The sequence below is a fragment of the Aeromicrobium panaciterrae genome, from assembly GCF_031457275.1.
Lineage (GTDB): Bacteria > Actinomycetota > Actinomycetes > Propionibacteriales > Nocardioidaceae > Aeromicrobium > Aeromicrobium panaciterrae_A.
Map to the genome: position 1 here is coordinate 2,788,207 of NZ_JAVDWH010000001.1, position 22,882 is coordinate 2,811,088.

Genomic DNA, 22,882 nt, shown 5'->3' on the forward strand with positions numbered 1-22,882 from the left:
GCTCCACGTTCAGTGTCTGGCTGGCCTCATCGGCTGTCACAGTGGCGGAACCGCTCCGGAGTTGCACCGGATTCCTGCGACGTGGAAGTGCAGACAGACTACCGGCTCGACCATGTGCGGGATGATGGCCCGTATGGATGACGCGGCCTTCGACCTGGCAGCAGAGGTCGGGCCGTTCTTTGTCCTCGAACGCTGGTCCGCTGATGCTGGGTGGCGTCCGCTGAGCGAGCTCGTCGACAGCCCTGACGTTCTGAGAGAACGCGTAGCGGCTGCGCGCGAGATGCTCGCCGAGCGATCGCGGGTCTCTTTCACAGAGATCGAGGAGCGGGCCACGGCCTCGATCGTCTTCCTTGGGTTGGCTGCCCGACTGGTGTCACCGTCGCTCGCCTGCGCAGCGCTCGCCGACCACATACCCAACCTGTCGCTTGATGCCCTGTGGTGGAAGCCCGTGGTTGGTGGCCCCTGGCCGTTGGCTCGCAGTGCCTCAGAGCCGACGGCCGCCCTAGGTCTCGATGAGCAGATCCTTCAGCCGGTCGTAACTCCAGTCCTTGAGGCGTTCGCCCGAACGTTCGCGCTGTCCGAGCAGGTCCTCTGGGGCAATGTCGCGTCCAGCCTCGCCGGTGCACTGGGAATGCTCGCCGCCGCGCGTCCCGACCGTGCGGAGGCCACGACACAACTCGTCCAAGACCTGCTCGCGGCGGGGACCCTTCACAACACCGGAGTTCTCACCGGATCGTTCAAGCGCAATTCGTGCTGCTTGTTCTACCGAGTGCCGGGTGCCGGGATCTGTGGCGACTGCGTACTGGACGAGGCGCCAACACCCGCGTGACACCATGACGGGGTGAAGAATCGCTCCTATTCCGACCGGTGTCCGGGCGTCCTGCGTCCGTGGATCGCCGACGACGGAGCGCTCGTACGGCTGCGACTCATCGGCGGCGTGCTGCCGACCTCGACCTTGCGCGATCTGGTCACCATCGCCAGCAAGTACGCCGACGGCACGATCCTGCTGACCAAGCGCACCAACCTGCAGCTCCGCGGCATCGACCATGCAGACGGCTGCGTACCGGCCGCGCTGGTCGACGCCCTCGGCCAGGCGGGGCTGTTGCCGTCGCCCAGTCACGAGCTCGTACGCAATGTCATGGTCTCGCCGCTCACGGGACGCATCGGCGGTCAGGCAGACCTCCGCGAGATGGCGCTCGAACTCGACCGGCGGCTGTGCGCCGATCCGGAGTTCGCGGCTCTGGCCGGACGCTTCCTGTTTGTGCTCGATGACGGCCGCGGGGACATCGAGTCGCGATCCCTCGACCTCGGCCTGATGGCAGTCGATGCCGAGACGGTGCAGCTACGGATCGGCTCGCATCTGTGGGGACCGCTCGTACCGCTCGACGAAGCACCCGTCGCGCTGCTGTCGTACGCGAGCAGGTTCCTCAAGCTTCGCGGTGACGGCGAAACCGCGCTGTGGCATGTCGATGAACTGCCTCGAGGCGGCGAAGAACTGCTCAATGAGCACCATGCGCGCGACCTGCGGACCCAGGTCAGTGCGCTCGCCCCGCCATACGGCATCATCGCGCAGGACGACGGCCGAAGTGCCGATCACGTTGCGGTGCCCGACGGTCTGCTCACTCCCGAGCTCGCTGCCACGATCCTGGATCGAGCCGGCACCGAGGTGATCGTGACGCCGTGGCGGAGCGTCGTCATCCCCGATCTGGAGAACGAATGAAGCGTCCCACCCGGCATTACGACTACGTGGCCGACGGCCCGGCGATCTACGTCGACTCGTTCGCGACAATTCGCGACGAGGCCGAGCTATCGCACATTCCGGACGATGCCGAGAAGGTCGCCGTACGCATGGTGCATGCCTGCGGACAGGTCGATCTGACCCGCGACCTCGACATCCACCCCCGCCTGGTCGCCGCGGCTCGTGGCGCTCTGGAGTCCGGTGCGCCGATCCTGACGGACGCCAACATGGTCGCCTCTGGTGTGACCCGCGCACGACTGCCGAAGGACAACGAGGTGCTGTGCTTCCTCCGAGATGAGCGCGTGCCCGGACTGGCGAAGGAATGGGAGACGACCCGTTCGGCGGCCGCCGTCTCGCTGTGGGAGGACCGCCTTGAGGGTGCTGTCGTCGCGTTCGGCAATGCCCCAACCGCGCTCTTCCACCTTCTCGAGATGTTGCTCGACGGCGCTCCGCACCCGGCCGCGATCATCGGTACGCCGGTGGGCTTCATCGGTGCAGCGGAATCCAAGGAAGCGCTGGCGGCATTCGAGCTCGACATCCCGTATCTGACGGTGCACGGCCGTCGCGGCGGCTCCGCCATGGCCGCATCCGCTCTCAACGCGATCGCTCAGGAGCGAGAGTGACCGGCCGCTTGTACGGCGTAGGGCTCGGTCCCGGCGACCCCGAACTCATCACGCTCAAGGCTGCCCGGCTGATCGCGGCGGCTGACGTCATCGCCTTCCACGCCGGCGTCGGCAAGCAGTCGAACGCTCGCCGCATCGCTGCTGATCTCATTCCGGACGGCGCGATCGAGGAAGAGCTCCGCTACCCCGTGACGACCGGCGCGACTGCGCACTCCGGCGGCTATGCGGGTGCGATGGCCGAGTTCTACGAGGAGTCTGCGGCTCGCCTCGCAGTACACCTCGAGGCTGGCCGCACTGTCGTCGTACTCGCCGAAGGCGATCCACTGTTCTACGGGTCGTACATGTACATGCACGACCGGCTGTCCGATCGGTTTGAGACCGAGGTTGTACCCGGCGTACCGGCCTTCGCCGCGGCCACTGCAACGACCGCATCACCACTCGTCCGCCAGACCGACGTCCTCACGATCCTGCCCGGCACCCTCGACGAAGCCGAGCTGGCCAGACGCCTCGCCGACACCGACGGCGCGATCATCATGAAGCTCGGCCGCACGTTCCCCAAGGTGGTCTCGGCACTTCGCCAGGCTGGCCGCTTGGACGGTGCCCTCTACGTAGAGCGTGCTTCGATGCCGGAGGAACGGTGGCTGCCCGTCGTCGACGTCGATCCAGACTCGGTTCCGTACTTCTCTCTGATCGTCGTCCCCGGCGACTCAAAACCAGACCCAGCCGATCGAGTAGCCGAGGAACTGGGGGCACCCCCACGAGCGCAGCGAGAAGGGGGCGGCGTATCGAGATCCGCCGAGCTCCTGGTCATCGGGCTAGGCCCCGGACCCGACCGGTGGATCACCCCCGAGGTCACCGAAGCACTCGCCGGCGTCCATCACGTCGTCGGCTACGCGCCGTACGTGAACCGGGTCCCGCAGCGCGAAGGCCTGACCCGGCACGCCTCCGGCAACACCGTCGAGGTCGACCGCGCACGACTCGCTCTCGACCTCGCTCTCAAGGGCGAGCGCGTCGCCGTCGTGTCGGGTGGCGACGCTGGGATCTTCGGTATGGCCGCGGCCGTGTTCGAGGCCGCCGAGGACGAGGCGTACGCCGATGTCCCGATCCGCGTACTCCCCGGCGTCTCCGCCGTTCAGGCAGTCGCGGCTCGCGCGGGCGCACCGATCGGCGGCGACTTCGCGGTGATGAGCCTGTCCGACCGGCTCAAGCCGTGGTCGCTCATCGAGCAGCGCCTTCGCGCTGTGGCCGAGGCCGACCTCGTGCTGGCGATCTACAACCCGGCCTCCCGCTCACGTACGACGCAGGTTGCGGAGGCTCAGACGATCCTGCTCGAGCACCGCTCCGGCGACACCGTCGTTGTCGTGGGCCGCGACGTCGGACGTGACGAAGAATCACTCACCGTCACGACCCTGGAGAAGCTCGATCCCGATTCGATCGACATGAAGTGTCTACTGATCGTCGGCGCCAGCGGCACCCGTACGACCTCAGCCGGTCAGGTCTGGACGCCACGCTTCGCCGAACGGTCGCGCTTCGAGTCGTAGAGGTACGACTCGGCGCCGCGGACGTCTTCGGCCAGCGCCTTGCCGACAAGGATGACTGCGGCTTGGCGTAGGCTGGCTGCTTCGACCTGATCGGCGATGTCGCCGAGGGTGCCGCGCAGCACGACCTCGGTCGGTTGGCTCGCATTCGCGACGACCGCTACGGGACAGTCGGCGCCGTACGCCTCGGCCAGCTCAGCGGCCAGTTCGCGAGCGCGAGTGATCGCGAGATGCAGGACAAGGGTCGAGCCGGTTGCCGCAAAGTTGGCGAGCGCTTCGCCTGACGGCATCGCTGTCGACCGCGCCTGCGTACGAGTCAGGACCACCGACTGCACGACCTCGGGAACGGTCAGCTCAGCACCGAGCAGTGCGGCCGCCGCGGCGTACGCGGGCACGCCTGGAGTCACGTCCCACGGCACACCGTGAACGTCGAGCCGCTTGGTCTGCTCGTGGAGTGCGGAGTAGATCGACGGATCGCCGGAGCAGAGCCGTACGACCTCGAGGCCCGCGGCGTGGGCGTCGACGATCCGCGCCGTGATTTGGTCGAGGTCGAGGTCCTGCGTATCGACGAGTTGCACGCCATCAGGACAGTGGCCGAGCACGGCCTCGTCGATGTAGGTGCCGGCGTAAACGCACACGTCAGCGGCGTTGAGCAGCGACACGGCGCGCAACGTCAGAAGGTCGGCCGCTCCAGGACCCGCGCCAACAAAGTGCACCGTCACGAGTCGTCCTTGGTGACGGCCCACTGAGTGATGGCGCGAGCAGGGGTCCAGCCGGTGAACCGGCCGATCGGTGCGGCGTGCTCGACATGCAGCCGGGTGAGCTCGCCGCCCAGCTGCGAGTAGCGAACCGCCAGCTCCGAGTCGGTCTCGAGCGTGACTCCGTGTACGACGAGTCGACCACCTGGGCGAAGTGCCGCCCAGCACGCATCGAGGACGCCATCCTCGGAGGCACCGCCGCCGATGAAGATCGCGTCAGGAGCGTCGAGACCGCCGAGCGCCTCAGGGGCATGCCCGGTCAGGACGTTGAGAGCGGGTACGCCGAGCGTTGCGGCGTTGCGAGCGATGCGCTCGGCTCGGTCTTCTCGGGCTTCGATTGCGATTGCCCGGCATGTCGGATGAGCGCGCAGCCACTCGATGGCGACCGAGCCCGCGCCAGCGCCGACGTCCCAGAGCAACTGGCCCGGAAGCGGTGCGAGACGCGCGAGGGCCGATGCGCGTACGTCGCGCTTGGTGATCTGTCCATCGTGCTCGAACGCGCTCTCCGGCAGCCCAGCGACAAAGCCGAGCGCCGCGGCTCCCGAACTGATGAGCTCGACGGCAACCACATTGAGATCAGATACGCGCTGGTCGCCCCACGACGCGGCGATCCCGTCCGTACGCGACTCGGACTCAGAGCCGAGGTCAGCGAGCACTGTCACAGGGCTGGCTCCATAGCCCGCTGCCGTGAGCAACCTGGCGACTTCTGCCGGCGTCGATCCGTCAGACGAGAGGACAAGGAGGCGCAGCCCCGGTGCAAGAGAGCGAGCCACCACGTTCGGATCGCGGCCCACCAGGGTCACAACCTCGGTCGACTCGGCCGACCAACGCATACGGGCACGAGCAAGGGCTACCGAGGAAAGTGCGGGGACGATCTCAACGGCGTCCTTGCCGAGCAGGTCGACAAGTGTCGTCGCGATACCGGAAACGAGTGGATCGCCGGAGGCGAGAGCCACGACCTGCAGGCCGTCGTACTTCTCGAGCAACGCTGGCAGTCCGTCACGCAACGGCGACGGCCAGGACTCGCGGGGCTGGCCAGCCTCGGGCAGCATCGCCAGGTGGCGCTTGCCACCGAGGACGACGTCAGCGGCCTCGACGAGCGCGCGAGCGGCAGCCGAGAGTCCGGTCCAGCCGTCTGCGCCGATCCCGACGACCGTGACCTGTGTACCCATGGAGGTGACGATATCTGCCGAAGCCGGACCCAGTGCCGACGGACGGGTCTGACAAACCGCAGACCGCCGGATACTCTTGCCAGCACAGTCTCGAGGTGCCCCTCACGGGGAGAATCGGGAAGCCGGTGAGATTCCGGCACAGGGCCCGCTGCGGTGACCTGGGGTCAAACCCAGGAAGTCCGAAGACCGGCCTCGAGGCTGAATGGCGGACGCAACCGTGCCCGTCATCGATGGCAGATCGAGCGGGAGCCCCACATGCCACAGCACTATCCGTTCAGCGCTGTCGTCGGATCCGACGACATGGCGCTCGCACTGACCCTTTCGACGATCTCGCCCGCCATCGGCGGCGTCCTCGTACGCGGCGAGAAGGGCACAGCCAAGTCGACCATGGTTCGCGCGCTCGCCTCCGTGCTCCCACAGATCGACGTCATCGCCGGCGACCGGTTCTCGACTGACCCCCGCGAGACGAACCCGTTGTCTCCTGACGGTCCGTTCGCAGCCGACTTTGATGTCGAGACCCGCCCCGTTCGCCTAGTGGAGCTGCCCGTCGGCGCCACCGAAGATCGCGTCCTTGGCTCACTGCACCTCGAAAAGGCGCTGTCGGACGGCGTCACCGAGTACGAGCCCGGCCTCTTGGCGCGGGCGCATCGCGGCATCTTGTACGTCGACGAGGTCAACCTGCTGCACGACCACCTGGTCGATCTCCTGCTCGATGCCGCAGCCATGGGTCGCTCGACGGTCGAGCGTGACGGCGTCTCGGTCGAGCACGCCGCCCGCTTTGTCCTCGTCGGCACCATGAACCCTGAAGAAGGCGAGCTCCGCCCGCAGCTGCTCGACCGCTTCGGCCTCACGGTCGATGTCGCGGCACCACGGGATCCCGAAGCGCGCGTAGAAGTCGTACGCCGACGTCTCGCGTACGAAGCCGACCCAGACAAGTTCGCCTCCCGCTACGAGTCAGACGAGGCGACTTTGACCAGCCGCATCGAGGCTGCGCAAAAGCTCGTCGACGAGGTCGAGCTCAGCGACTGGGCGTTGCTCAAGATCGCCGAAGTCTGTGCTGCGTTCGAGGTCGACGGCATGCGCGCCGACATCGTGACCGCTCGCGCGGCTAGCGCTCATGCCGCCTGGAACGGCCGTACGAACGTGATCCGCGAAGACATCCGTGCCGCCGCCCGACTCGCACTGCCGCACCGTCGCCGGCGCAACCCGTTCGACGCCCCTGGCATCGATGAGGACCTGCTCGACCAGATCCTCAATGACGACGAGCCGCCACCGGAGCCCGAAGGCGACGGCACCGAGGACTCAGAAACGCAGGAGCCCCAGGGTTCCAAGTCCGAGGCGGCAGGCGACGCCGAGCCCTCGACAAACTCAGCCGGCGAGAACTCGCAGCCTGACAACACTGCCCAGCACGAGCAGCCTCAGCACTCCGGATCGTCCGAGGTGACTGTCGCCGCACCACAGCAGCCCTACCGACCCAAGTTGTTCACCGTGGGCGGCACCGGCGCAGGTGAGTCCGGCAAGCGATCGCGCGCGATCACCGAGACCGGCCGACGCATCGGCGCCCAACGGCGTACGGGCCAGGGCGGATCGATCCACCTGATCGAGACAATCCGCGCCGCTGCACCACACCAGTACGCCCGCGGCCGCGTCCACAACCTGCAGTTCCGCGCCGACGACCTGCGACTCGCGGTCAAGGAAGGTCACGAGTCCAACCTGATCCTGTTCTGCGTCGACGCCTCCGGCTCCATGGCCGCCCGCAAACGGATGGAGCAGGTCAAGACCGCAATCCTGTCGCTGCTGATGGATGCGTACCAACGCCGCGACAAGGTCGGACTGATCACGTTCCGCCAGGACCACGCTGAGCTCGCGCTGCCGCCGACCGGCTCGATCGACATCGCTGCGACCCGGCTCGCCGAGCTTCCCGCCGGTGGCCGCACGCCTCTCGCCGAAGCGCTGCTCAAGACCACCGACGTGCTGCGACTCGAGCGCGTACGTGATCCGCGTCGCCGGCCGCTGCTCGTCGTCATCACCGATGGCCGGGCAACGTACGGCGAGAACGCGCTTGCCCGAGCACATCAGGTTGCGAAGCATCTCGGCGCCACGGGCGTCGCGAGCCTCGTCATCGACTGCGAGACCGGCAAGTTCCGTATGGGACTCGCGCACCAGCTCGCCGACCACCTGATGGCCGAATACATCCCTCTCGCTGAGGTCAGCGCTGCTGCTCTCACCGACGCAGTCAAGGGAGCCGCCTGATGGTCAAGGGTCAGCCAACGTCCGTCCCCGATGACGGACTCACCACCAAAGAGCGCCGCAACCGACCACTGCTGATGGTCCATACGGGCAACGGCAAGGGTAAGTCGACTGCCGCATTCGGTCTTGCGATCCGAGCCTGGAACCAGGGTTGGAACATCGGCGTCTTCCAGTTCGTGAAGTCCGCCAAGTGGCGCATCGGCGAGCAGACCGTGCTCGAACGCCTCGGCACCCTGCACGATGAGACCGGCGAGGGCGGACCTGTCGAGTGGCACAAGATGGGCGCCGGCTGGTCGTGGTCGCGCAAAGAAGGCTCTGACGAAGACCACGCAGCCGACGCCGCCGAAGGTTGGGCCGAGGTCAAGCGTCGTCTCGCCGAAGAGACCCATGACCTATACGTCCTCGACGAGTTCACCTACCTGATCAAGTGGGGCTGGGTCGACATCGACGATGTCATCGAGACGCTCTCTAACCGACCCGGCCGTCAGTACGTTGTCATCACCGGTCGCGGCGCCGACCCGCGTCTCGTGGAGATCGCCGATCTCGTGACCGAGATGCAACACATCAAGCACCCCTTCGACAATGGCCAGAAGGGCCAGCGAGGCATCGAATGGTGAATCTGCCTCGACTGGTGATTGCCGCGCCTGCCTCGGGCCACGGCAAGACCACGGTCGCCACCGGCCTGATGGCGGCTCTCGTTCGCGCCGGTCACAACGTCTCGGGCCACAAGGTGGGCCCCGACTACATCGACCCCGGCTATCACGCGCTCGCGACCGGCAAGCCCGGTCGCAACCTCGACCCGCACCTGGTCGGCGAGAACCGCCTCGTCCCGCTGCTGCTGAACGGAGCTCGCGGAGCCGATCTGGCAATCATCGAAGGCGTCATGGGTCTGTACGACGGGCAGATCGGCGGCGAGGGATTCGCGTCGACCGCCCATGTCGCGACCGTCACTCGTACGCCCGTGGTCCTCGTCGTCGACATCTCGCACGCCTCTCGCTCGATCGCCGCACTGGTGCAGGGCATGGTCGCCTTCGATCCGTCCGTACGCATCGTCGGCGTCATCCTCAACAAGGCTGGTTCGCCTCGTCACGCTGGCGAAGTCATCAGCGCACTCGAGTCGACTGGCCTGCCGGTGCTCGGCGTGCTCCAGCGCGACGACGGCATCGTCGCGCCTTCACGCCACCTCGGACTCATACCGGCTGCCGAACGGGACGACGCGGCACACGCCCTCGACCGACTGGCCGACCAGATCGCCGAGAAGATCGACCTCGACCAGCTCCTGGCACTCGCCCATTCAGCACCTGATCTCGAAGCCGAGGCTTGGGAAGCGGCGCAGGAAGTCAGCTCTCCGGGAACGCACCGGCCAGTCGTCGCGATGGCGGGCGGGCGCGCGTTCACCTTCCGCTACGCCGAGACCGAAGAGCTGCTCCGAGCCGCTGGTTGCGATGTCGTGACCTTCGACCCACTCAACGACGAAGCGCTTCCGGACGGGACCGCCGGCCTCTACTTGGGCGGCGGCTTCCCCGAGGTCCACGCCTCCGGACTGTCCGCCAATGCTCCGCTGCGCGAAGCGTTGCGGGAAGCGGTCGACTCCGGGATGCCGACGTACGCAGAGTGCGCCGGGCTGCTCTATCTCTGCCGCTCAGTCGACGGCATGCCGATGGTTGGCGCTCTCGACGCTGAAGCGGTCATGACACCCAAGCTCACGCTGTCCTATCGCACGGCGATCGTCCCGACAGATCAACTGACCGGCACCGTCGGTACGCGAGTCACCGGCCACGAGTTCCACCGGACCATCGTCACGCCTGCCTCTGCCGCAGCGGCCTGGCTCGTCGACGGCACCCCCGTCGGTTTCAGCTCGCCCACTCTGCACGCTTCGTACCTCCACACCCACTGGGCCGGTCACCCCGACATCGCCCAACGCTTCGCCAACGCGGTTCACGCGTACGTCCCTTCGGTCGCTAGCGCTCCCTCCCGGCGCTCCGCGCCTAGGGACCGGAGGAACGTCGAGGCCTCAAGCGAGGGGCTCGGGTGGCATGGGGACGCTGAGCTGTCGCCTGGGTTGATCGATTTTGCGGTCAACATCCACGATGACTCGCGGCCAGAGTGGCTCGACACGGCACTCCGCATCAGCCTCGACGCCATCGGCGCGTACCCGGATCCGACCGCGGCGCAGCACGCCATCGCTCAGCGTCATGGCCGCCAGCCCGACGAAGTGCTCGCAACTGCTGGCGCCGCCGAAGCATTCGCGCTGATCGCCCGCGCACGGCCGTGGCGACGTCCTGTCGTCGTGCACCCACAGTTCACGGAGCCGGACGTGGCTCTCGCTGCTGCAGGCCATCAGCCCGAGCACGTACTCACCGACCCGGCGAACGGGTTCGTGCTCGATCCCTCCCTCGTGCCCGACGACGCTGACCTCGTCATGATCGGCAACCCCACGAACCCGACGAGCGTCCTGCACCCCGAGCAGTCCCTGCGCCGGCTCATGCGGCCAGGTCGCGTCGTCGTCGTCGATGAGGCGTTCATGGATTCAGTGCCTGACGAGCGGCACTCGCTAGCTGGCATCCCCGATCCCAACCTGCTGGTCGTGCGAAGTCTGACCAAGCTTTGGTCGATCCCTGGCGTACGAGCCGGGTACGTACTGGGTTCGCCGCAGATGCTCGCTGAGCTCAAGGCGCATCAGTCCCCATGGTCGGTTTCGACCGCCGCGATCGCCGCCATGATCGCGACGGCAACGCCCGAAGCGCTCGCCGAAGCCGCGAAGCGTACGACTCGGATCGGCCAACACCGACGCGTCCTCACCGACGGCCTGACTGAGCTCGGCATCCATCACGTTCCGGCCGCCGGCCCGTTCGTCCTCGCGAAGGTCGGCATCGGAGCCCACGACCGGCTCCGTTCGGCTGGCTACGCACTCCGCCGAGCCGACACCTTCCCCGGTCTCGACGACACCTGGGTACGTATCGCGGTACGCAAGCCGGATACAACCCGCAAGCTGCTCGCGACGTTGCGAATCGAGGGGCCATGGACCTGATCCCCGGAACACGTGCACTCGTGATCGGCGGCGACGGACGAGCCGCCGGCCAGATCGCCACATTGCTCGAAGCTGGAGCGGTCGTCACCGTTGTCGCACCGACCGTCACCGCCTCAATTGAAGATCTCGCCGACCGGGCGTTGATCACCTGGCATGCGCGCGAAGCGACCATGAGCGACATCCAGATGGCAGGAATTGTGCTGACCGGCAACGCCGATCACACCGCGTCCGATCAGATCCTCGGAACTGGCAGCGTGACGCTGGTCGGCGGCGGGCCCGGAGACCCAGGACTCGTCACTGTCGCGGGTCGCGAAGCGATCGAGCAGGCTGACGTCATTGTCACCGACCGACTCGCGCCACTTGCCGCACTCGCATGGGCCCGACCCGACGTCGAGATCATCGATGTCGCCAAGATCCCCGGTGGCCGATCGACCAGCCAAGAAGAGATCAACCAGCTGCTGGTCGAGCACGCGAAGTCAGGCAAGAACGTCGTGCGGTTCAAGGGCGGCGACAACTTCGTGTTCGGCCGCGGCAGTGAAGAGCTCCTCGCCTGCATCCATGCGGGCATCGACGCACGTGCCATTCCAGGCGTGAGCTCAGCGATCGCGGCACCGGCTGCAGCGGGCATACCGGTCACACACCGCGGCCTGACCCAGGGCTTCACGGTGATCTCGGGCCACGTCCCGCCGGGACATCCAGACTCGACCCTCGACTACGCCGCTCTCGCGACTTCAGGCACGACGATCGTCGTGCTGATGGGCGTACGTACGCTCAGTGCGATCTGTGCCGCTCTCGCCGACGGCGGTCTCGATCCCGAGACTCCCGCGGCCGTGATCGCCGACGGAACGATGCCCAGCCAACGGGTCATACGCGCGACGCTCTCAACGATTGACGAGGCAGCTGCCGACATCGGAGCACCCGCTGTCGCGGTCATCGGTCACGTCGCGGACATTGAATGCCTAAAAGACAAGTACAGCGTGTGATCCTCTGGGTCCGGCACGGTCAGTCGACCTGGAATGCAATGGATCGGATGCAGGGGCACGAGCTCAGCCCTCCACTGACTGACCTGGGCCGCGAGCAGGCAACGGCTGCGGCAGAGGCGCTCGCCGACCGCAATGTCGTACGCATCCTCAGCTCGCCAGCCGTACGAGCGAGGCAGACCGCGGACCTCATCGCCGCACGTCTCGGCCTCGAAGTTCTCGAAGAACCGCTGCTCCTCGAGAAGGGACTGGATGAGGACAAAGCCAGCGTTCTCGCCCGCATCCAGGAGCTTCTGGCGCTCGAATTGCCGGGCAACACAGTCGCTGTGAGCCACGGTGATGTCATCGGATATGCCGTCGAATTGCTCACTGGAAAACTTCCCACATTGCCCGCAAACGGATCCATCACCCATGCCCTAGGATGACTTTCACCGAGGTCGAGGAAGCCGGTGAAACTCCGGCGCAGTAGCGCTACTGTGACACCCGCATCAGCGAGTGAAGCCAGACCCAAGATCTCGGACATCAATTCCATTCATGGGACGCAATCATCCCGTCAGGAGAATCCATGTCACAGGTCATCACCGCCACACCCGAGATCGAGATCGCATCGATCCCCGTCCGCGAGCTCGCTCCGTGGGCGCTGTTCTTCGGTCTCATCGGAGCCTTCGTTCTGTTCTTCATCAGCGCCGACCAGGGTGCAGTGTCGATCCCTGCAGGTACAGCCATTCACGAGTGGGTCCACGATGGACGCCACCTGCTCGGCTTCCCCTGCCACTGATCGACCACTCCCCAACCGGATCCGCTCTCGCGGTCCGGCCTTTTCGGCATACCTGAACGGACTCACATGACTCCCCGCAATTTCCTCGTACGAGGACTTCTCGCCGGCCTCATTGCCGGCATCTTGACCTTCGCCGTGGCGTACATCGCCGGCGAACCTTCTGTTGACGCCGCCATCGCGGTGGAATCCGCCAGTTCCGGTGACCATCACGACGAGGCCACCGCCGAGCACACGCATGACGAGGAGGAAGGCGGCACCGAGGTGTCCCGCCAGAACCAGTCGACCTGGGGTCTGCTGACCGCAACCGTGTCGACCGGCATCGCGCTCGGCGGCATTGTTGCGCTGGCCGCGGCGTTCGCACTGGGCCGCATCGGCCGACTTCGACCAAGCCAGTCGACGGCCCTGGTCGCAGCTCTCGGCTTTGTCTCCGTGGCGCTCGTGCCTTTCCTCAAATACCCCGCCACCCCACCGGCCGTCGGCGATGCCGACACGATCGGTGCACGCACCACTCAGTACTTCGTGATGCTCGCGATCTCCGTCATTGCGATGATCGCCGTCGTGCTGTTGTTCCGCGCGCTCGTTGGACGACTCGGTACCTACACGGCCGTGATCGTCAGTGCGGCGACCTATCTCGCCGTCGTCATCCTCGCGGCCCAGTTGATGCCGACCGTGAACGAAATCGGCGACTTCCCTGCTGACACGCTCTGGTACTTCCGTCGCGGCTCGCTCATCACCCTCGCCACCCTGTGGGGTGTCATCGGCATCGCGCTGACCGGACTGATCGGCAAGCTCTACACCCAGGAGTCGCTCACCGCGGCCCGCAAGGATCTGGCGGCCAGCCTGTGAACACCTACACCCCCGTCACCCCTCCCTCTGCCGCGATCACCGCAGAAGCAACCGAACGTCTGGGCGGTCTCGCAACACCTCCCGGCGCGCTCGGCCAGCTCGGCGACCTCGCCGTATGGGTCGCCGCGACTCAAGGCGTCGTACCCCCGAAGCCCATCGACCGCATCCGCGCGGTGATCTTCGCGGGCGACCACGGTGTCTCGGACCACGGCGTCTCTGCTTTCCCCAAGGCGATCACGCCGGCGATGGTTCGTACGTTCCTGATCGGCAAGGCCGGTGTCTCGGTCCTCGCAGCCCAGCACGGAGTGTCCGTACGCGTTCTCGACCTCGGCGTCGACGACGACCTTGAGGGCGTTGCTCCCGAGGTCACGGCGTTCAAGGTCAATCGCGGTAGCGGTGCGATCCACCTCGAAGATGCGCTGACCACTGAAGAGACGTTTCAGGCGATCGCCGCCGGCGAGACCATCGCCGCTGAAGAGATCGCCGCCGGAGCCCAGCTGCTGATCAGCGGCGACATGGGCATCGGCAACACGACTCCTGCCGCGGCTCTGATCGCCGCCTCGCTCGGCCTCCCCGCCATGGAAGTCACCGGGCGCGGCACCGGCATCGATGAGGCTGCTCTCGTGCACAAGATGGCTGTTGTTCAGCAGGCGCTCGATCGCGCTGGCGAGCGCACGTCCGATCCGATCGAGACGCTCACCGCCTTGGGCAGCGCCGATCTTGCAGCCGCTGCCGGCTTCATGGCCGCCGCCGCTCGTGCCGGTGTGCCGGTACTGCTCGACGGCGTCATCTCGGTCGCGGCTGGAGTCATGGCCGATCGCCTGGCTCCGGGTGCGGCTGCATGGTTCGCCGCCGGCCACCGGTCGACTGAGCCTGCTCAGTCGTTCGCACTCGACAAGCTCGGCCTTGAGCCGATCCTGGACGTCGGCATGCGACTCGGCGAGGGCAGTGGCGCCGTTGCCGCGGTGCCGCTCGTACGCTCGGCGGCCCTGCTGCTCTCCGACGTGGCGCTCCTCGCCGACTTGATGTGATCAACTCCTGGCGACTCGCCGTCGGCACGCTGTCCGCCCTGCGGTGGCGGCCTCCGACGGCGGTCGACCGGGAGGTTGCCGGGCGGGCGATGCTGCTCGCGCCGATCGCAGTACTCCCCCTCGGCGTGCTGGTCGGGTTGATCTGCTGGGGTGGCCGTGAACTGGAGCTAGCACCATTCGCGATCGCCTTCGTGGCCGTTGGTGCGCTCGCACTCGGTAGCCGGGCCCTGCACCTTGATGGTCTCTCCGACGTCGCCGATGGACTGACAGCGTCGTACGACAGCGAACGCTCGCTTGAGGTGATGAAGGGCGGCACTGCTGGTCCTGCCGGTGCTGCGGCGCTCGTCCTGGTGCTCGGCATCCAGGCGGCTTCGCTCGCGGCCGTGCTCTGCACGCCTCGCGGACCTGTCGTTGCCGGCCTGCTTGTCTGCTGCTCGCGGGCGATTCTCTCCGTGACCTGCGCACGCGGGGTTCCCGGGGCTCGAGTCGATGGACTCGCCGTGACCTACGTCGGAACGGTCGAACGTGGTGCGGCGGTGCTGACGTGGGTCGTTGTCACGGTGCTGTGCATTGGAGTGCTCGAATGGGCCGGGTGGCCGTGGTGGCAGGGACTTGTCGTCACCGGTGTCGGCCTTGCCGTCGGTGCTGCGCTGACATACCGCTGCGTGCGAAGGTTCGGCGGCGTCACGGGTGATGTGTTCGGAGCAGCGATCGAGGTCACCCTCGCCGCAATGCTTCTCGCTGCGACCTAGAGCTTCAGTACGCGCCCAGCGACGACCAGCAGTACGTCATCGCACTCCTGGGCAACGCGCTGGTTGACGGTCCCGAGAAGGTCACGGAAGACCCGGCCCGAACGGTGCTCCGGGACAACACTCATACCGACCTCGTTGGTCACCGCGATCAGGTTGCCTTGGTGCTCTGACATCGCGGCCAACGTTTCGTCGAGGCGTTCAAACAGCACGGGCTCCCAGTCCTCGCGCAGACCATCCCAGCCGTCGAGCTCGTCGATCGTCGAGGTGAGCCAGGTGCCGAGGCAATCGATCAGCACAGCCCCTTCAGCAGCGCGGATGGCCGCCGCCAGGTCCGCGCTCTCGATCGTTGACCAGTGCGCGGGACGGCGGCTCTTGTGGATGGCAACGCGCTCGGCCCACTCCGGGTCGGAGTCGACATCGGCTTCCGGACCGGGCGCCACGTAGGTGACGTGAGGCTCGGCGAGCAGCAGCGACTCGGCATGAAATGACTTGCCGGAACGTACGCCGCCCGTAATCAGAACCTTCATTGCACCTCGCTAGGTGTGTCGACTGGCCCCCGCCCGATCAGTGAGCGCGGAATCCGCGCCCGGCTGGCAAGGCAGAGGAGGGAGGCGGTCCGGGGTTGACCGTCGACCGACGATAACGTAGTCAGGCGGGATGCGGGACCGTGCGAGCCGGGCGGGGGCCATTCGGCACACCTCGGTCTCAAGGGCACCTTACCGACGACGAATCCGACCTGAGGAGGCCGAATGCGCGCACGCGCTGTGGGCCTCGCTCTGGGCTTCGCCGCCGATCGAATCCTTGGCGACCCGAGCCGCTTCCATCCGGTTGCCGGCTTCGGCAACGTGGCTGGCGAACTTGAGCAGCGGATGTATCGCGACGACCGAAACACCGGCGTCGCGTACACATCGATCCTGGTCGGAGGGACCGCCGCCGCAGGTCTGGTGGCCGAACGTCTGACAGCTCAGCGACCCATCGCTCGTACGCTCCTCACCGCCGTATCGACGTGGGCTGTTCTCGGTGGTCGATCGCTGTCCCGCGAGGGCGAACGCGTTCATGCCTGGCTGGACGCCGACAACCTGCCAGCCGCGCGCGAACAGCTCACGCATCTGGTCGGGCGCGATCCGTCAGCGCTCGATGCGCACGAGATCTCGCGGGCCACGGTCGAGTCCGTAGCCGAGAACACCTCCGACGCCGTCGTGGCTCCCCTGCTTGCCGGTGCTGTCGGCGGAGTGGGCGGGCTCGTCGGATACCGCGCTGCCAACACCCTCGACGCGATGGTGGGGCACTTGAGTCCGCGCTATCGCGACTTTGGCTGGGCCTCCGCTCGTCTCGACGATGTCCTCAATCTGGTGCCTGCCAGAGTCGCAGCGTTCCTCGCGGCAGTCCTCGCGCCCATCGTCGGTGGCAACCCGCAGTTGGCGTTTGCGGCGTGGGCCAACGACGCCAGCGGCCACCCCAGCCCCAATGCCGGTCCGGTCGAAGCGGCATTCGCCGGCGCGTTGGGAGTTCAGCTCGGCGGCACCAATACATACGGCGATCGTGTCGAGCATCGACCGACCATGGGTGACGGTCCTGGCGCATCGGTGGAGGACATCGACCGGTCGGTACGCCTCGCGGATGCCGTCGGTCTCGCAGCCCTCGCAGTCAGCGTTGCGGTAGTGCTGCGACCCAGGCGGCGGCCGCGTCAGCGTCGCTGACCACCTCTACCTCGGCCGGGACAGCGGCACGCCGGACGATCACGACCTGGATGTCGCGCTCATTGGCGACCTGCATCTTGGACCAGGTGAAGCTGCCTCCGGAGTCCTTCGTCACCAGTACGTCGACATCGGCCATCAGCGCTCGCTCGTCCTCAAGTGCGTACGGTCCACGACTCAGCAACAACGTCCAGAGCTCCGGCAAAGCGATGTCCGGCTCATCCACGACCCTGACGAGCGCGGCCTTGCCGGTGAGCGCGTCGACGAAGCGGTGGAGCGACTGGCGGCCTACGGTCAGGAAGGGTCGGTCGCCGAGCGTCGCTGCCAACCCTGCGGCCTCGTCGTGGTCGTCGACCCAATGCCAGCGATCAGCGCCGGGAGCCTCTGACCAGCCCGGTCGTTCAAGTCGCAGCAGCGGCACATGCTCTTCCGAGCAGGCAGCCAAGGCGTTGGCGCTCATACCCGTTGCGAACGGGTGCGTCGCATCGACAACCGCTGAGATCTGGTTGTCGACGAGATAGGTCCGCAGCCCGTCGACTCCGCCGTACCCGCCGATCTTCACGTCCCCGACCGGCAACCGCGGTCGCACGACCCGGCCAGCCAGCGAGGAGACGAACTTCGCGCCAGCGTCTTGCAGCAATACGGCGAGCTCACGCGCCTCGCCCGTGCCACCGAGCAGCAGGATCGTCATGCGCCCGGGGACAGCGTCGGTACCGACGGAGCACCAGTCATCGCAATGCCCAGCAGTGCATCAACGTCGAGGCGTTCCTCGACCAGGTCACCCAGCAGATCCAGACGCGATTCACGACGTTCAGGGAAACTCACGCTCGACGGCTCGTACTTACGCCCTGCGAGGGCTGCCGCTTCCGCCAGGAACGCTCGGCGGAACTCATCCGACTCCAGGCTGCCGTGCCACATGGTCCCGAAGACGTTGCCGGAGCGTGCGCCGCCGAGGAACTCCTCGGCGTCTCCGCGCGTGATCCGTCCATGGTGGATTTCGTAGCCGGAGGCCACGGCTCCGAGGGCAGAGCCGCTCGGGAGTCGCAGCACCTTTTCGGCTGCGAACGTCGTCTCGACGTCGAGCAGGCCGAGCCCGTCGACCAGGGCACCCGCCGATCCCTCGACTCCGTCAGGATCAACAACGCTCCGCCCAAGCATCTGGAAGCCGCCGCAGATGCCGAGCACCGGGCGACCGGCAGCAGCGTGGTCGGCAATCGCCCGATCGAGTCCACGCGATCGCAGCCAATCTAGGTCAGAGATCGTCGCGCGCGTACCGGGCAGCACCACCAGATCGGCATCGGTGATCGCACGTGCATCCGAGGCGAAGACGACGTCGACTCCCGGTTCCAGACCGAGTGCGTCGACGTCGGTGAAGTTGCTGATGCGAGGCAGTCGTACGACGGCAACCTTGAGAGCCTGGCCGCCAGCCGACCTGCGACCGGCGAGGTCGAGCGCATCCTCGGAGTCGAGCCATACGTCGGGGCTCCACGGGAGTACGCCGAACACCCGTCGACCGGTCAGCCTCTCCAGCTGATCCAAGCCGGGCTTCAGGAGCGTCTCGTCGCCGCGGAACTTGTTGACCACGAAGCCGGCAATGAGCCGCTGGTCCTCAGCCGACAACAGTGCAACGGTCCCGTACATCGCTGCGAACACTCCACCTCGATCGATGTCGCCGACGACGATCGTGGGGATGTCGGCGTGCCGCGCCAGACCCATGTTGACGTAGTCGCCGGCGCGCAGGTTGATCTCGGCCGGGCTGCCCGCGCCCTCGGACACAACGAGGTCATAGCGACTGGCCAAGTCGTCGTACGCGTTGTGGGCTGCCTCGGCCAGGTGCGTACGTCCGCCGATGAACTCGGCCGACGAGATCTCGCCAGCTGGCTTGCCCATGACGACGACGTGGCTGCGCTGGTCACCGCCAGGCTTGAGAAGGATGGGGTTCATCGCGGCTTCGGGCACGGCGCGGGCCGCGAGCGCCTGGATCCACTGGGCTCGGCCGATCTCGGCGAAGCCACCGTCCGGGCCGGCGCAGACCATCGAGTTGTTGGACATGTTCTGCGCCTTGAACGGCGCAACCTTGATGCCTCGACGCGCGAAGGCCTGGCACAGTCCCGTGGTGACAACACTCTTGCCGGCATCGGAGGTCGTACCTGCGACCAGCAACGAGGCGGTCACTTGTCGCGCTCCGCGTTGAGCCAACCCCGCAGCAACGTCGTGATCCAGGGCAGCGCGAGGTACGTCATGACCGGAGTCATCACGCCCACCGTCACCAGTACCCGCAGCGGCAGCCACCAGTCGGCGGCGAAATCCTTGGCGAGGTAGTTGGTCGCGACACTCAGCGGGAAGAAGACGAGGAAGATCGCACACATCTGCTTCCATCGCGGCGGAGGCGGCGTGGCCGTACGCAGGTCCTGCACGTCGATGCTCGACGGCTCGTCGAACCACCCTTCGATTCCGGTCCGACGCTCGCGACTGGACTCATCGATGAAGCCCTCACCGGAGTCGAGCCACCAGCGACGCTGCGCTGATTGCTCCCATGCTTCGAGCGCTTCCTGCGTGGAGAAGCGATAGAGCATGTGCCAGTCGCGCGACTCCTCCTGCGGGCGAATCCAGCCCGAACCAAGGAACCCGTCGAATCGCGTCGCGAGCTCGGTTCCAGCGCGCAGCCACGCCAACATCTGGTCTTCCTGGGCGGGGTCGACCTGACGCGTGATGGAGACAGTCACCGGTCCGGTCATGGCACCAGCGTAGGACTGGCGCATCACCATGCCCCCATCACCCGATCGCAGTACCGTTTGGTCATGACCCTCAGCGACGAAGTACGCATCGCCCTCGACGGCAAGTGGCGCCACGTGCGCGAGCAGTCACGCAAGGAGCTCCCGGCGCTCGACCTCGCGTACGACCACAGCCTCACGCTCGAGCAGGCTCGCATGAGGGGCCTCGAACAGATGCGCAAGCTCGTGCCGACTGGCATTCCGGCGGCAGGTTTCAGGCCCGAAAACGGCGGGACCGGAGACCCAGGTATGGCAGTCACCGGAATCGGCATGCTGGCGCAGTTCGATCTGTCGCTGATGGTCAAGGCTGGCGTGCAGTGGGGCCTGTTCGGCGGTGCGATCGAGAACCTTGGCACCAAGAAGCACCACGACCTCTACGTCCGCGACCTGATCAACCTCGACCTCATCGGCTGCTTCGCGATGACCGAGACCGGCCACGGCAGCGACGTACAGAGCATCGAGACCACTGCGACATACGACCTCGCGACCCAGGAGTTCGTGATCAACTCCCCCACGCCGTCATCTCGCAAGGACTACATCGGTGGCGCCGCGCTGCACGCCGAAGTTGGCGCTGTCTTCGCGCAGCTCATCACCAAGGGTGAGAACCACGGCGTGCACTGCTTTGTCGTGCCGCTGCGTGACAAGAAGGGCAAGGACCTTCCCGGCGTCACCACCTCGGACTGCGGTCACAAGGGCGGACTCGGCGGCGTCGACAACGGACGCATCATGTTCGACAACGTGCGGATCCCCCGCGACAACCTGCTCAACAAGTACGGCCAGGTCGACGAGGGCGGCACCTACTCATCGCCGGTCGACAACATCAACCGGCGCTTCTTCACGATGTTGGGCACGCTCGTACGCGGCCGCGTCAGTGTCGGCGGCTCGGCGAGCGCCGCCTGCGAAGTCGCTCTGAGCATTGCCGGTCGGTACGCGCTCGAGCGCCGACAGTTCGGCGCATCGCCGGAAGAAGAAGTGCTGCTGATGGACTACCGGATGCACCAGCGTCGGTTGCTCCCATTGATCGCCAAGTCGTACGCGTACCGCTTCGCCCAGAACCAGCTGACCGCACGTATGCATCGGCTCCAGACAACCGACGCTCCCGATGCCCAGGAGTCGCGCGAGCTCGAAGGTCGCGCTGCCGGACTCAAGGCGGCTCAGACCTGGCACGCAACGAAGGCAATCCAGGAGGCCCGCGAGGCCTGTGGCGGTGCCGGCTACCTTGCCGAGAACCGGCTCACCACTCTCAAGGGCGACACCGACGTCTTCACCACATTCGAAGGCGACAACCACGTCCTGTTCCAGTTGGTCGCCAAGGAGCTGCTCACGTCGTATGCGCAGGAGGTCGGCGGACTCGACCCGGTTGGCCTCGTACGGTTTGCTGCGGGAACAGTCGCCGACGTGGTCAAGGAACGTACGGCGGCATCCCAGCTCATCCAACGGCTCATCGATGCGCGGCCCGGCAAGAGCGACGACGACCACGACCTACTCGATCGCGGTGCACAGCTGTCGCTGTTCGAGGACCGCGAGCAGCACGTGCTCGAGACTGCTGCCCGTCGACTACGTCGAGCCGACAAGAACGACCCAGCGGCAGCCTTCGCGGTGTTCAATGCTGCGCAGGATCACGTCATCCGCGCCGGTCGCGTACACATCGATCGCATCGTGCTCGAAGCGTTCACTGCCGGCATCGCTCGCTGCGAGAACGAAGAAGCGCAGGATCTGCTTCGCGATGTGTGCTCGCTGTATGCGCTGACGACGATCGAGGAAGACCTCGCCTGGTTCATGGGGCACAACCGCCTCGCCGACACCCGCGCGAAGACCGTGACATCGCTGGTCAACGAACTTCTGGTCAAGCTCCGCCCGCACACTCTGACGCTCATCGAGGGCTTCGGAGTCCCCGAGGAATCCCTCGGTGCTGAGATGTTGAATAGTTGAAGGCCGCAACTTTTCTAGAACGCCCTTCGGGCGAGCCCTACCCGTGAAAGACTTCCCCGGTCACCAGTACCTATCGGGGGAGAATCCCACATGAGTTCCACCATTGTCAGGCGCCTCGGCGCGGCTATTTCCGTGTCAGCGCTCGCACTGACCCTCGGGACCGTACCGTCCTCGGCCGACGAGTCCCCAGCACCATTCAGCTCCAAGTCCAGCGTCCTCGAAGATCGACCGAACGCACGTCTCGCTACTGGCGCCGACCTCAAGAAGGCAAGTGCCGACCGCGCAGCCGGCTCGGCAGCGATCACCGCGACTCCGACCGTCAACGTCGTCGAGATTGACGCCTTCTCAGCGGTCATGAACCACCCTGAAGAGAACTACATCGACGTCGACGTCTGGCTGAACGAAGGTGTCGACTACGCATCGATCGACAACATCGCGCTCTCCCTCATCGTCGGCGACAAGAAGACTGGCCCGTACGACGTCTACTTCGACGAGGTCCTCGAGGTCACGTTCATCGTCGTCCCGGACACCACGGGACTGGGCAAGGCCAGGTTCTACGGTTCGAAGGTCTACTACACGCCTGAATCGGAAAAGTCGCCCACCTGGGACTCGACCGACAGCAACTCGTTCTACATCCGCCGCGACGTCTTCAGTGAAGCCGGCGCCGAGGTCGAGGTTTCGAACGAGGGCAAGACGAAGAAGTTCATCGTCGGGGGCATGGGCATCTACTCGCCCACGATTGACCAGTACAAGACTCTTGGCTCGATCAAGCTGCAGTACAAGAGTGGCGGCGAGTGGCACACAAAGAAGACGATCACCCTCAATAACGAGGGCTACGGCACCTACACCTTCACGAAGACCACGAAGTACTACTACCGAATCATCTCGGGGCAGACTTCGACGTGGATCGGGTTCAAGCAGTCGTTCTCGAAGATCTAAGCGTCCGCTTCGCGATGACCCCGTCTCCGGAAGGAGGCGGGGT

General features: G+C 66.2%; 22 protein-coding genes, 1 pseudogene and 2 riboswitches. Of the genes and pseudogenes, 17 read left to right on the plus strand and 6 right to left on the minus strand.

What is annotated here, in order from left to right; all coding sequences use genetic code 11:
* Positions 1 to 10 precede the first annotated feature (10 nt).
* Positions 11 to 77, minus strand: a riboswitch (cobalamin riboswitch).
* A 56-nt stretch (positions 78 to 133) separates the two neighbouring features.
* The 4 genes from J2X11_RS14285 to J2X11_RS14300 are packed head-to-tail and all read left to right on the plus strand — an operon-like array spanning position 134 to position 3,902.
* Complete coding sequence (locus tag J2X11_RS14285; protein ID WP_309972204.1) at positions 134 to 829, plus strand: (2Fe-2S)-binding protein; 696 nt, start codon at positions 134 to 136, stop codon at positions 827 to 829.
* Between the two features lie 12 nt (positions 830 to 841).
* Positions 842 to 1,720, plus strand: coding sequence for a nitrite reductase (locus J2X11_RS14290; protein ID WP_309972206.1), 879 nt, complete (start codon positions 842 to 844; stop codon positions 1,718 to 1,720).
* A complete protein-coding gene (locus J2X11_RS14295) occupies positions 1,717 to 2,361 on the plus strand; it encodes a precorrin-8X methylmutase (RefSeq protein ID WP_309972208.1) in 645 nt (214 codons plus the stop codon). Before J2X11_RS14290 ends, J2X11_RS14295 begins: the two co-directional genes overlap by 4 nt.
* Positions 2,358 to 3,902 (plus strand): precorrin-2 C(20)-methyltransferase, encoded by a 1,545-nt coding sequence (locus J2X11_RS14300; protein ID WP_309972210.1) that lies wholly within the window; start codon positions 2,358 to 2,360, stop codon positions 3,900 to 3,902. The genes J2X11_RS14295 and J2X11_RS14300 overlap by 4 nt, the downstream gene beginning before the upstream one ends.
* Here J2X11_RS14300 and cobM read toward each other — a convergent pair.
* Together cobM and cbiE are read right to left on the minus strand one after the other, a co-directional pair.
* A complete protein-coding gene (cobM, locus tag J2X11_RS14305; RefSeq protein ID WP_309972212.1) occupies positions 3,854 to 4,621 on the minus strand; it encodes a precorrin-4 C(11)-methyltransferase in 768 nt (255 codons plus the stop codon). The two genes, J2X11_RS14300 and cobM, sit on opposite strands and share 49 nt — an antisense overlap.
* Positions 4,618 to 5,829 carry a precorrin-6y C5,15-methyltransferase (decarboxylating) subunit CbiE gene (cbiE, locus tag J2X11_RS14310; RefSeq protein ID WP_309972214.1) on the minus strand — a complete coding sequence of 404 codons (1,212 nt, stop codon included), beginning with the start codon at positions 5,827 to 5,829 and terminating at the stop codon, positions 4,618 to 4,620. The genes cobM and cbiE overlap by 4 nt, the downstream gene beginning before the upstream one ends.
* A 76-nt stretch (positions 5,830 to 5,905) precedes the next feature.
* Positions 5,906 to 6,038: riboswitch (cobalamin riboswitch) on the plus strand.
* A 46-nt stretch (positions 6,039 to 6,084) separates the two neighbouring features.
* Between cbiE and J2X11_RS14315 the strand changes: the two genes are divergently transcribed.
* The 10 genes and pseudogenes from J2X11_RS14315 to J2X11_RS14355 all read left to right on the plus strand — a co-directional run bounded on the left by J2X11_RS14315 (position 6,085) and on the right by J2X11_RS14355 (position 15,497).
* The gene (locus J2X11_RS14315; protein WP_309972216.1) at positions 6,085 to 8,082 is read left to right on the plus strand and encodes a putative cobaltochelatase; all 1,998 of its coding nucleotides are present in this window, start codon (positions 6,085 to 6,087) and stop codon (positions 8,080 to 8,082) included.
* Positions 8,082 to 8,696: a cob(I)yrinic acid a,c-diamide adenosyltransferase gene (gene cobO / locus J2X11_RS14320; protein WP_309972219.1), complete on the plus strand. Its 615-nt coding sequence runs from the start codon at positions 8,082 to 8,084 to the stop codon at positions 8,694 to 8,696. Before J2X11_RS14315 ends, cobO begins: the two co-directional genes overlap by 1 nt.
* Positions 8,690 to 11,110: a cobyrinate a,c-diamide synthase gene (locus J2X11_RS14325; RefSeq protein ID WP_309972221.1), complete on the plus strand. Its 2,421-nt coding sequence runs from the start codon at positions 8,690 to 8,692 to the stop codon at positions 11,108 to 11,110. The genes cobO and J2X11_RS14325 overlap by 7 nt, the downstream gene beginning before the upstream one ends.
* Positions 11,101 to 11,340, plus strand: a pseudogene (locus J2X11_RS14475) (NAD(P)-dependent oxidoreductase); the annotation flags it as partial. The gene J2X11_RS14325 and the pseudogene J2X11_RS14475, both read left to right, overlap by 10 nt.
* Before the next feature lie 6 nt (positions 11,341 to 11,346).
* A complete protein-coding gene (gene cobA, locus J2X11_RS14330) occupies positions 11,347 to 12,093 on the plus strand; it encodes a uroporphyrinogen-III C-methyltransferase (protein WP_396127883.1) in 747 nt (248 codons plus the stop codon).
* Positions 12,090 to 12,515, plus strand: coding sequence for a phosphoglycerate mutase family protein (locus J2X11_RS14335; protein ID WP_309972224.1), 426 nt, complete (start codon positions 12,090 to 12,092; stop codon positions 12,513 to 12,515). Before cobA ends, J2X11_RS14335 begins: the two co-directional genes overlap by 4 nt.
* A gap of 140 nt (positions 12,516 to 12,655) precedes the next feature.
* Positions 12,656 to 12,868, plus strand: a complete 213-nt coding sequence (locus J2X11_RS14340; protein ID WP_309972225.1) for a CbtB domain-containing protein — start codon at positions 12,656 to 12,658, stop codon at positions 12,866 to 12,868.
* Positions 12,869 to 12,934: 66 nt separating this feature from the next.
* The gene (locus J2X11_RS14345) at positions 12,935 to 13,714 is read left to right on the plus strand and encodes a CbtA family protein (RefSeq protein ID WP_309972227.1); all 780 of its coding nucleotides are present in this window, start codon (positions 12,935 to 12,937) and stop codon (positions 13,712 to 13,714) included.
* Positions 13,711 to 14,745: a nicotinate-nucleotide--dimethylbenzimidazole phosphoribosyltransferase gene (gene cobT, locus J2X11_RS14350; RefSeq protein ID WP_309972230.1), complete on the plus strand. Its 1,035-nt coding sequence runs from the start codon at positions 13,711 to 13,713 to the stop codon at positions 14,743 to 14,745. The genes J2X11_RS14345 and cobT overlap by 4 nt, the downstream gene beginning before the upstream one ends.
* Positions 14,742 to 15,497 carry an adenosylcobinamide-GDP ribazoletransferase gene (locus tag J2X11_RS14355; RefSeq protein WP_309972231.1) on the plus strand — a complete coding sequence of 252 codons (756 nt, stop codon included), beginning with the start codon at positions 14,742 to 14,744 and terminating at the stop codon, positions 15,495 to 15,497. The genes cobT and J2X11_RS14355 overlap by 4 nt, the downstream gene beginning before the upstream one ends.
* Here the strand turns inward: J2X11_RS14355 and cobU are convergent.
* On the minus strand, positions 15,494 to 16,024 hold the full coding sequence (cobU, locus tag J2X11_RS14360) for a bifunctional adenosylcobinamide kinase/adenosylcobinamide-phosphate guanylyltransferase (protein ID WP_309972232.1): 531 nt from the start codon (positions 16,022 to 16,024) through the stop codon (positions 15,494 to 15,496). The genes J2X11_RS14355 and cobU overlap by 4 nt on opposite strands.
* Before the next feature lie 222 nt (positions 16,025 to 16,246).
* Here cobU and J2X11_RS14365 point away from each other — a divergent pair, with 222 nt between their 5' ends.
* Positions 16,247 to 17,197, plus strand: a complete 951-nt coding sequence (locus J2X11_RS14365; protein ID WP_309972235.1) for a cobalamin biosynthesis protein — start codon at positions 16,247 to 16,249, stop codon at positions 17,195 to 17,197.
* On the opposite strand, the gene J2X11_RS14370 is transcribed toward J2X11_RS14365, so the two are convergent.
* Genes J2X11_RS14370 through J2X11_RS14380 form a run of 3 tightly spaced genes read right to left on the minus strand, consistent with a single transcriptional unit; the run spans position 17,145 to position 19,932 of the window.
* Positions 17,145 to 17,885 carry a cobalt-precorrin-6A reductase gene (locus tag J2X11_RS14370; RefSeq protein ID WP_309972236.1) on the minus strand — a complete coding sequence of 247 codons (741 nt, stop codon included), beginning with the start codon at positions 17,883 to 17,885 and terminating at the stop codon, positions 17,145 to 17,147. The genes J2X11_RS14365 and J2X11_RS14370 overlap by 53 nt on opposite strands.
* On the minus strand, positions 17,882 to 19,369 hold the full coding sequence (locus tag J2X11_RS14375; protein WP_309972237.1) for a cobyric acid synthase: 1,488 nt from the start codon (positions 19,367 to 19,369) through the stop codon (positions 17,882 to 17,884). The genes J2X11_RS14370 and J2X11_RS14375 overlap by 4 nt, the downstream gene beginning before the upstream one ends.
* Positions 19,366 to 19,932, minus strand: coding sequence for an antibiotic biosynthesis monooxygenase (locus J2X11_RS14380; RefSeq protein ID WP_309972240.1), 567 nt, complete (start codon positions 19,930 to 19,932; stop codon positions 19,366 to 19,368). The genes J2X11_RS14375 and J2X11_RS14380 overlap by 4 nt, the downstream gene beginning before the upstream one ends.
* 63 nt (positions 19,933 to 19,995) lie before the next feature.
* On the opposite strand from J2X11_RS14380, the gene J2X11_RS14385 reads away from it, so the two are divergent.
* Both J2X11_RS14385 and J2X11_RS14390 read left to right on the plus strand, forming a co-directional pair.
* Entirely contained in the window at positions 19,996 to 21,900 is a 1,905-nt protein-coding gene (locus tag J2X11_RS14385) for an acyl-CoA dehydrogenase family protein (RefSeq protein ID WP_309972243.1), read from the plus strand.
* A 90-nt stretch (positions 21,901 to 21,990) separates the two neighbouring features.
* Complete coding sequence (locus tag J2X11_RS14390) at positions 21,991 to 22,839, plus strand: hypothetical protein (RefSeq protein ID WP_309972245.1); 849 nt, start codon at positions 21,991 to 21,993, stop codon at positions 22,837 to 22,839.
* Positions 22,840 to 22,882 lie beyond the last annotated feature (43 nt).

Bases quoted from the DNA above. Each gene is read 5' to 3' on its own strand.
- cobU (WP_309972232.1), bottom strand. From the start codon at position 16,024: ATGAAGGTTCTGATTACGGGCGGCGTACGTTCCGGCAAGTCATTTCAT.
- J2X11_RS14345 (WP_309972227.1), top strand. From the start codon at position 12,935: ATGACTCCCCGCAATTTCCTCGTACGAGGACTTCTCGCCGGCCTCATT.
- J2X11_RS14285 (WP_309972204.1), top strand. From the start codon at position 134: ATGGATGACGCGGCCTTCGACCTGGCAGCAGAGGTCGGGCCGTTCTTT.
- J2X11_RS14390 (WP_309972245.1), top strand. From the start codon at position 21,991: ATGAGTTCCACCATTGTCAGGCGCCTCGGCGCGGCTATTTCCGTGTCA.
- cbiE (WP_309972214.1), bottom strand. From the start codon at position 5,829: ATGGGTACACAGGTCACGGTCGTCGGGATCGGCGCAGACGGCTGGACC.
- J2X11_RS14380 (WP_309972240.1), bottom strand. From the start codon at position 19,932: ATGACCGGACCGGTGACTGTCTCCATCACGCGTCAGGTCGACCCCGCC.
- J2X11_RS14315 (WP_309972216.1), top strand. From the start codon at position 6,085: ATGCCACAGCACTATCCGTTCAGCGCTGTCGTCGGATCCGACGACATG.
- J2X11_RS14365 (WP_309972235.1), top strand. From the start codon at position 16,247: ATGCGCGCACGCGCTGTGGGCCTCGCTCTGGGCTTCGCCGCCGATCGA.
- cobO (WP_309972219.1), top strand. From the start codon at position 8,082: ATGGTCAAGGGTCAGCCAACGTCCGTCCCCGATGACGGACTCACCACC.
- J2X11_RS14340 (WP_309972225.1), top strand. From the start codon at position 12,656: ATGTCACAGGTCATCACCGCCACACCCGAGATCGAGATCGCATCGATC.
- J2X11_RS14295 (WP_309972208.1), top strand. From the start codon at position 1,717: ATGAAGCGTCCCACCCGGCATTACGACTACGTGGCCGACGGCCCGGCG.
- J2X11_RS14325 (WP_309972221.1), top strand. From the start codon at position 8,690: ATGGTGAATCTGCCTCGACTGGTGATTGCCGCGCCTGCCTCGGGCCAC.
- J2X11_RS14370 (WP_309972236.1), bottom strand. From the start codon at position 17,885: ATGACGATCCTGCTGCTCGGTGGCACGGGCGAGGCGCGTGAGCTCGCC.
- J2X11_RS14385 (WP_309972243.1), top strand. From the start codon at position 19,996: ATGACCCTCAGCGACGAAGTACGCATCGCCCTCGACGGCAAGTGGCGC.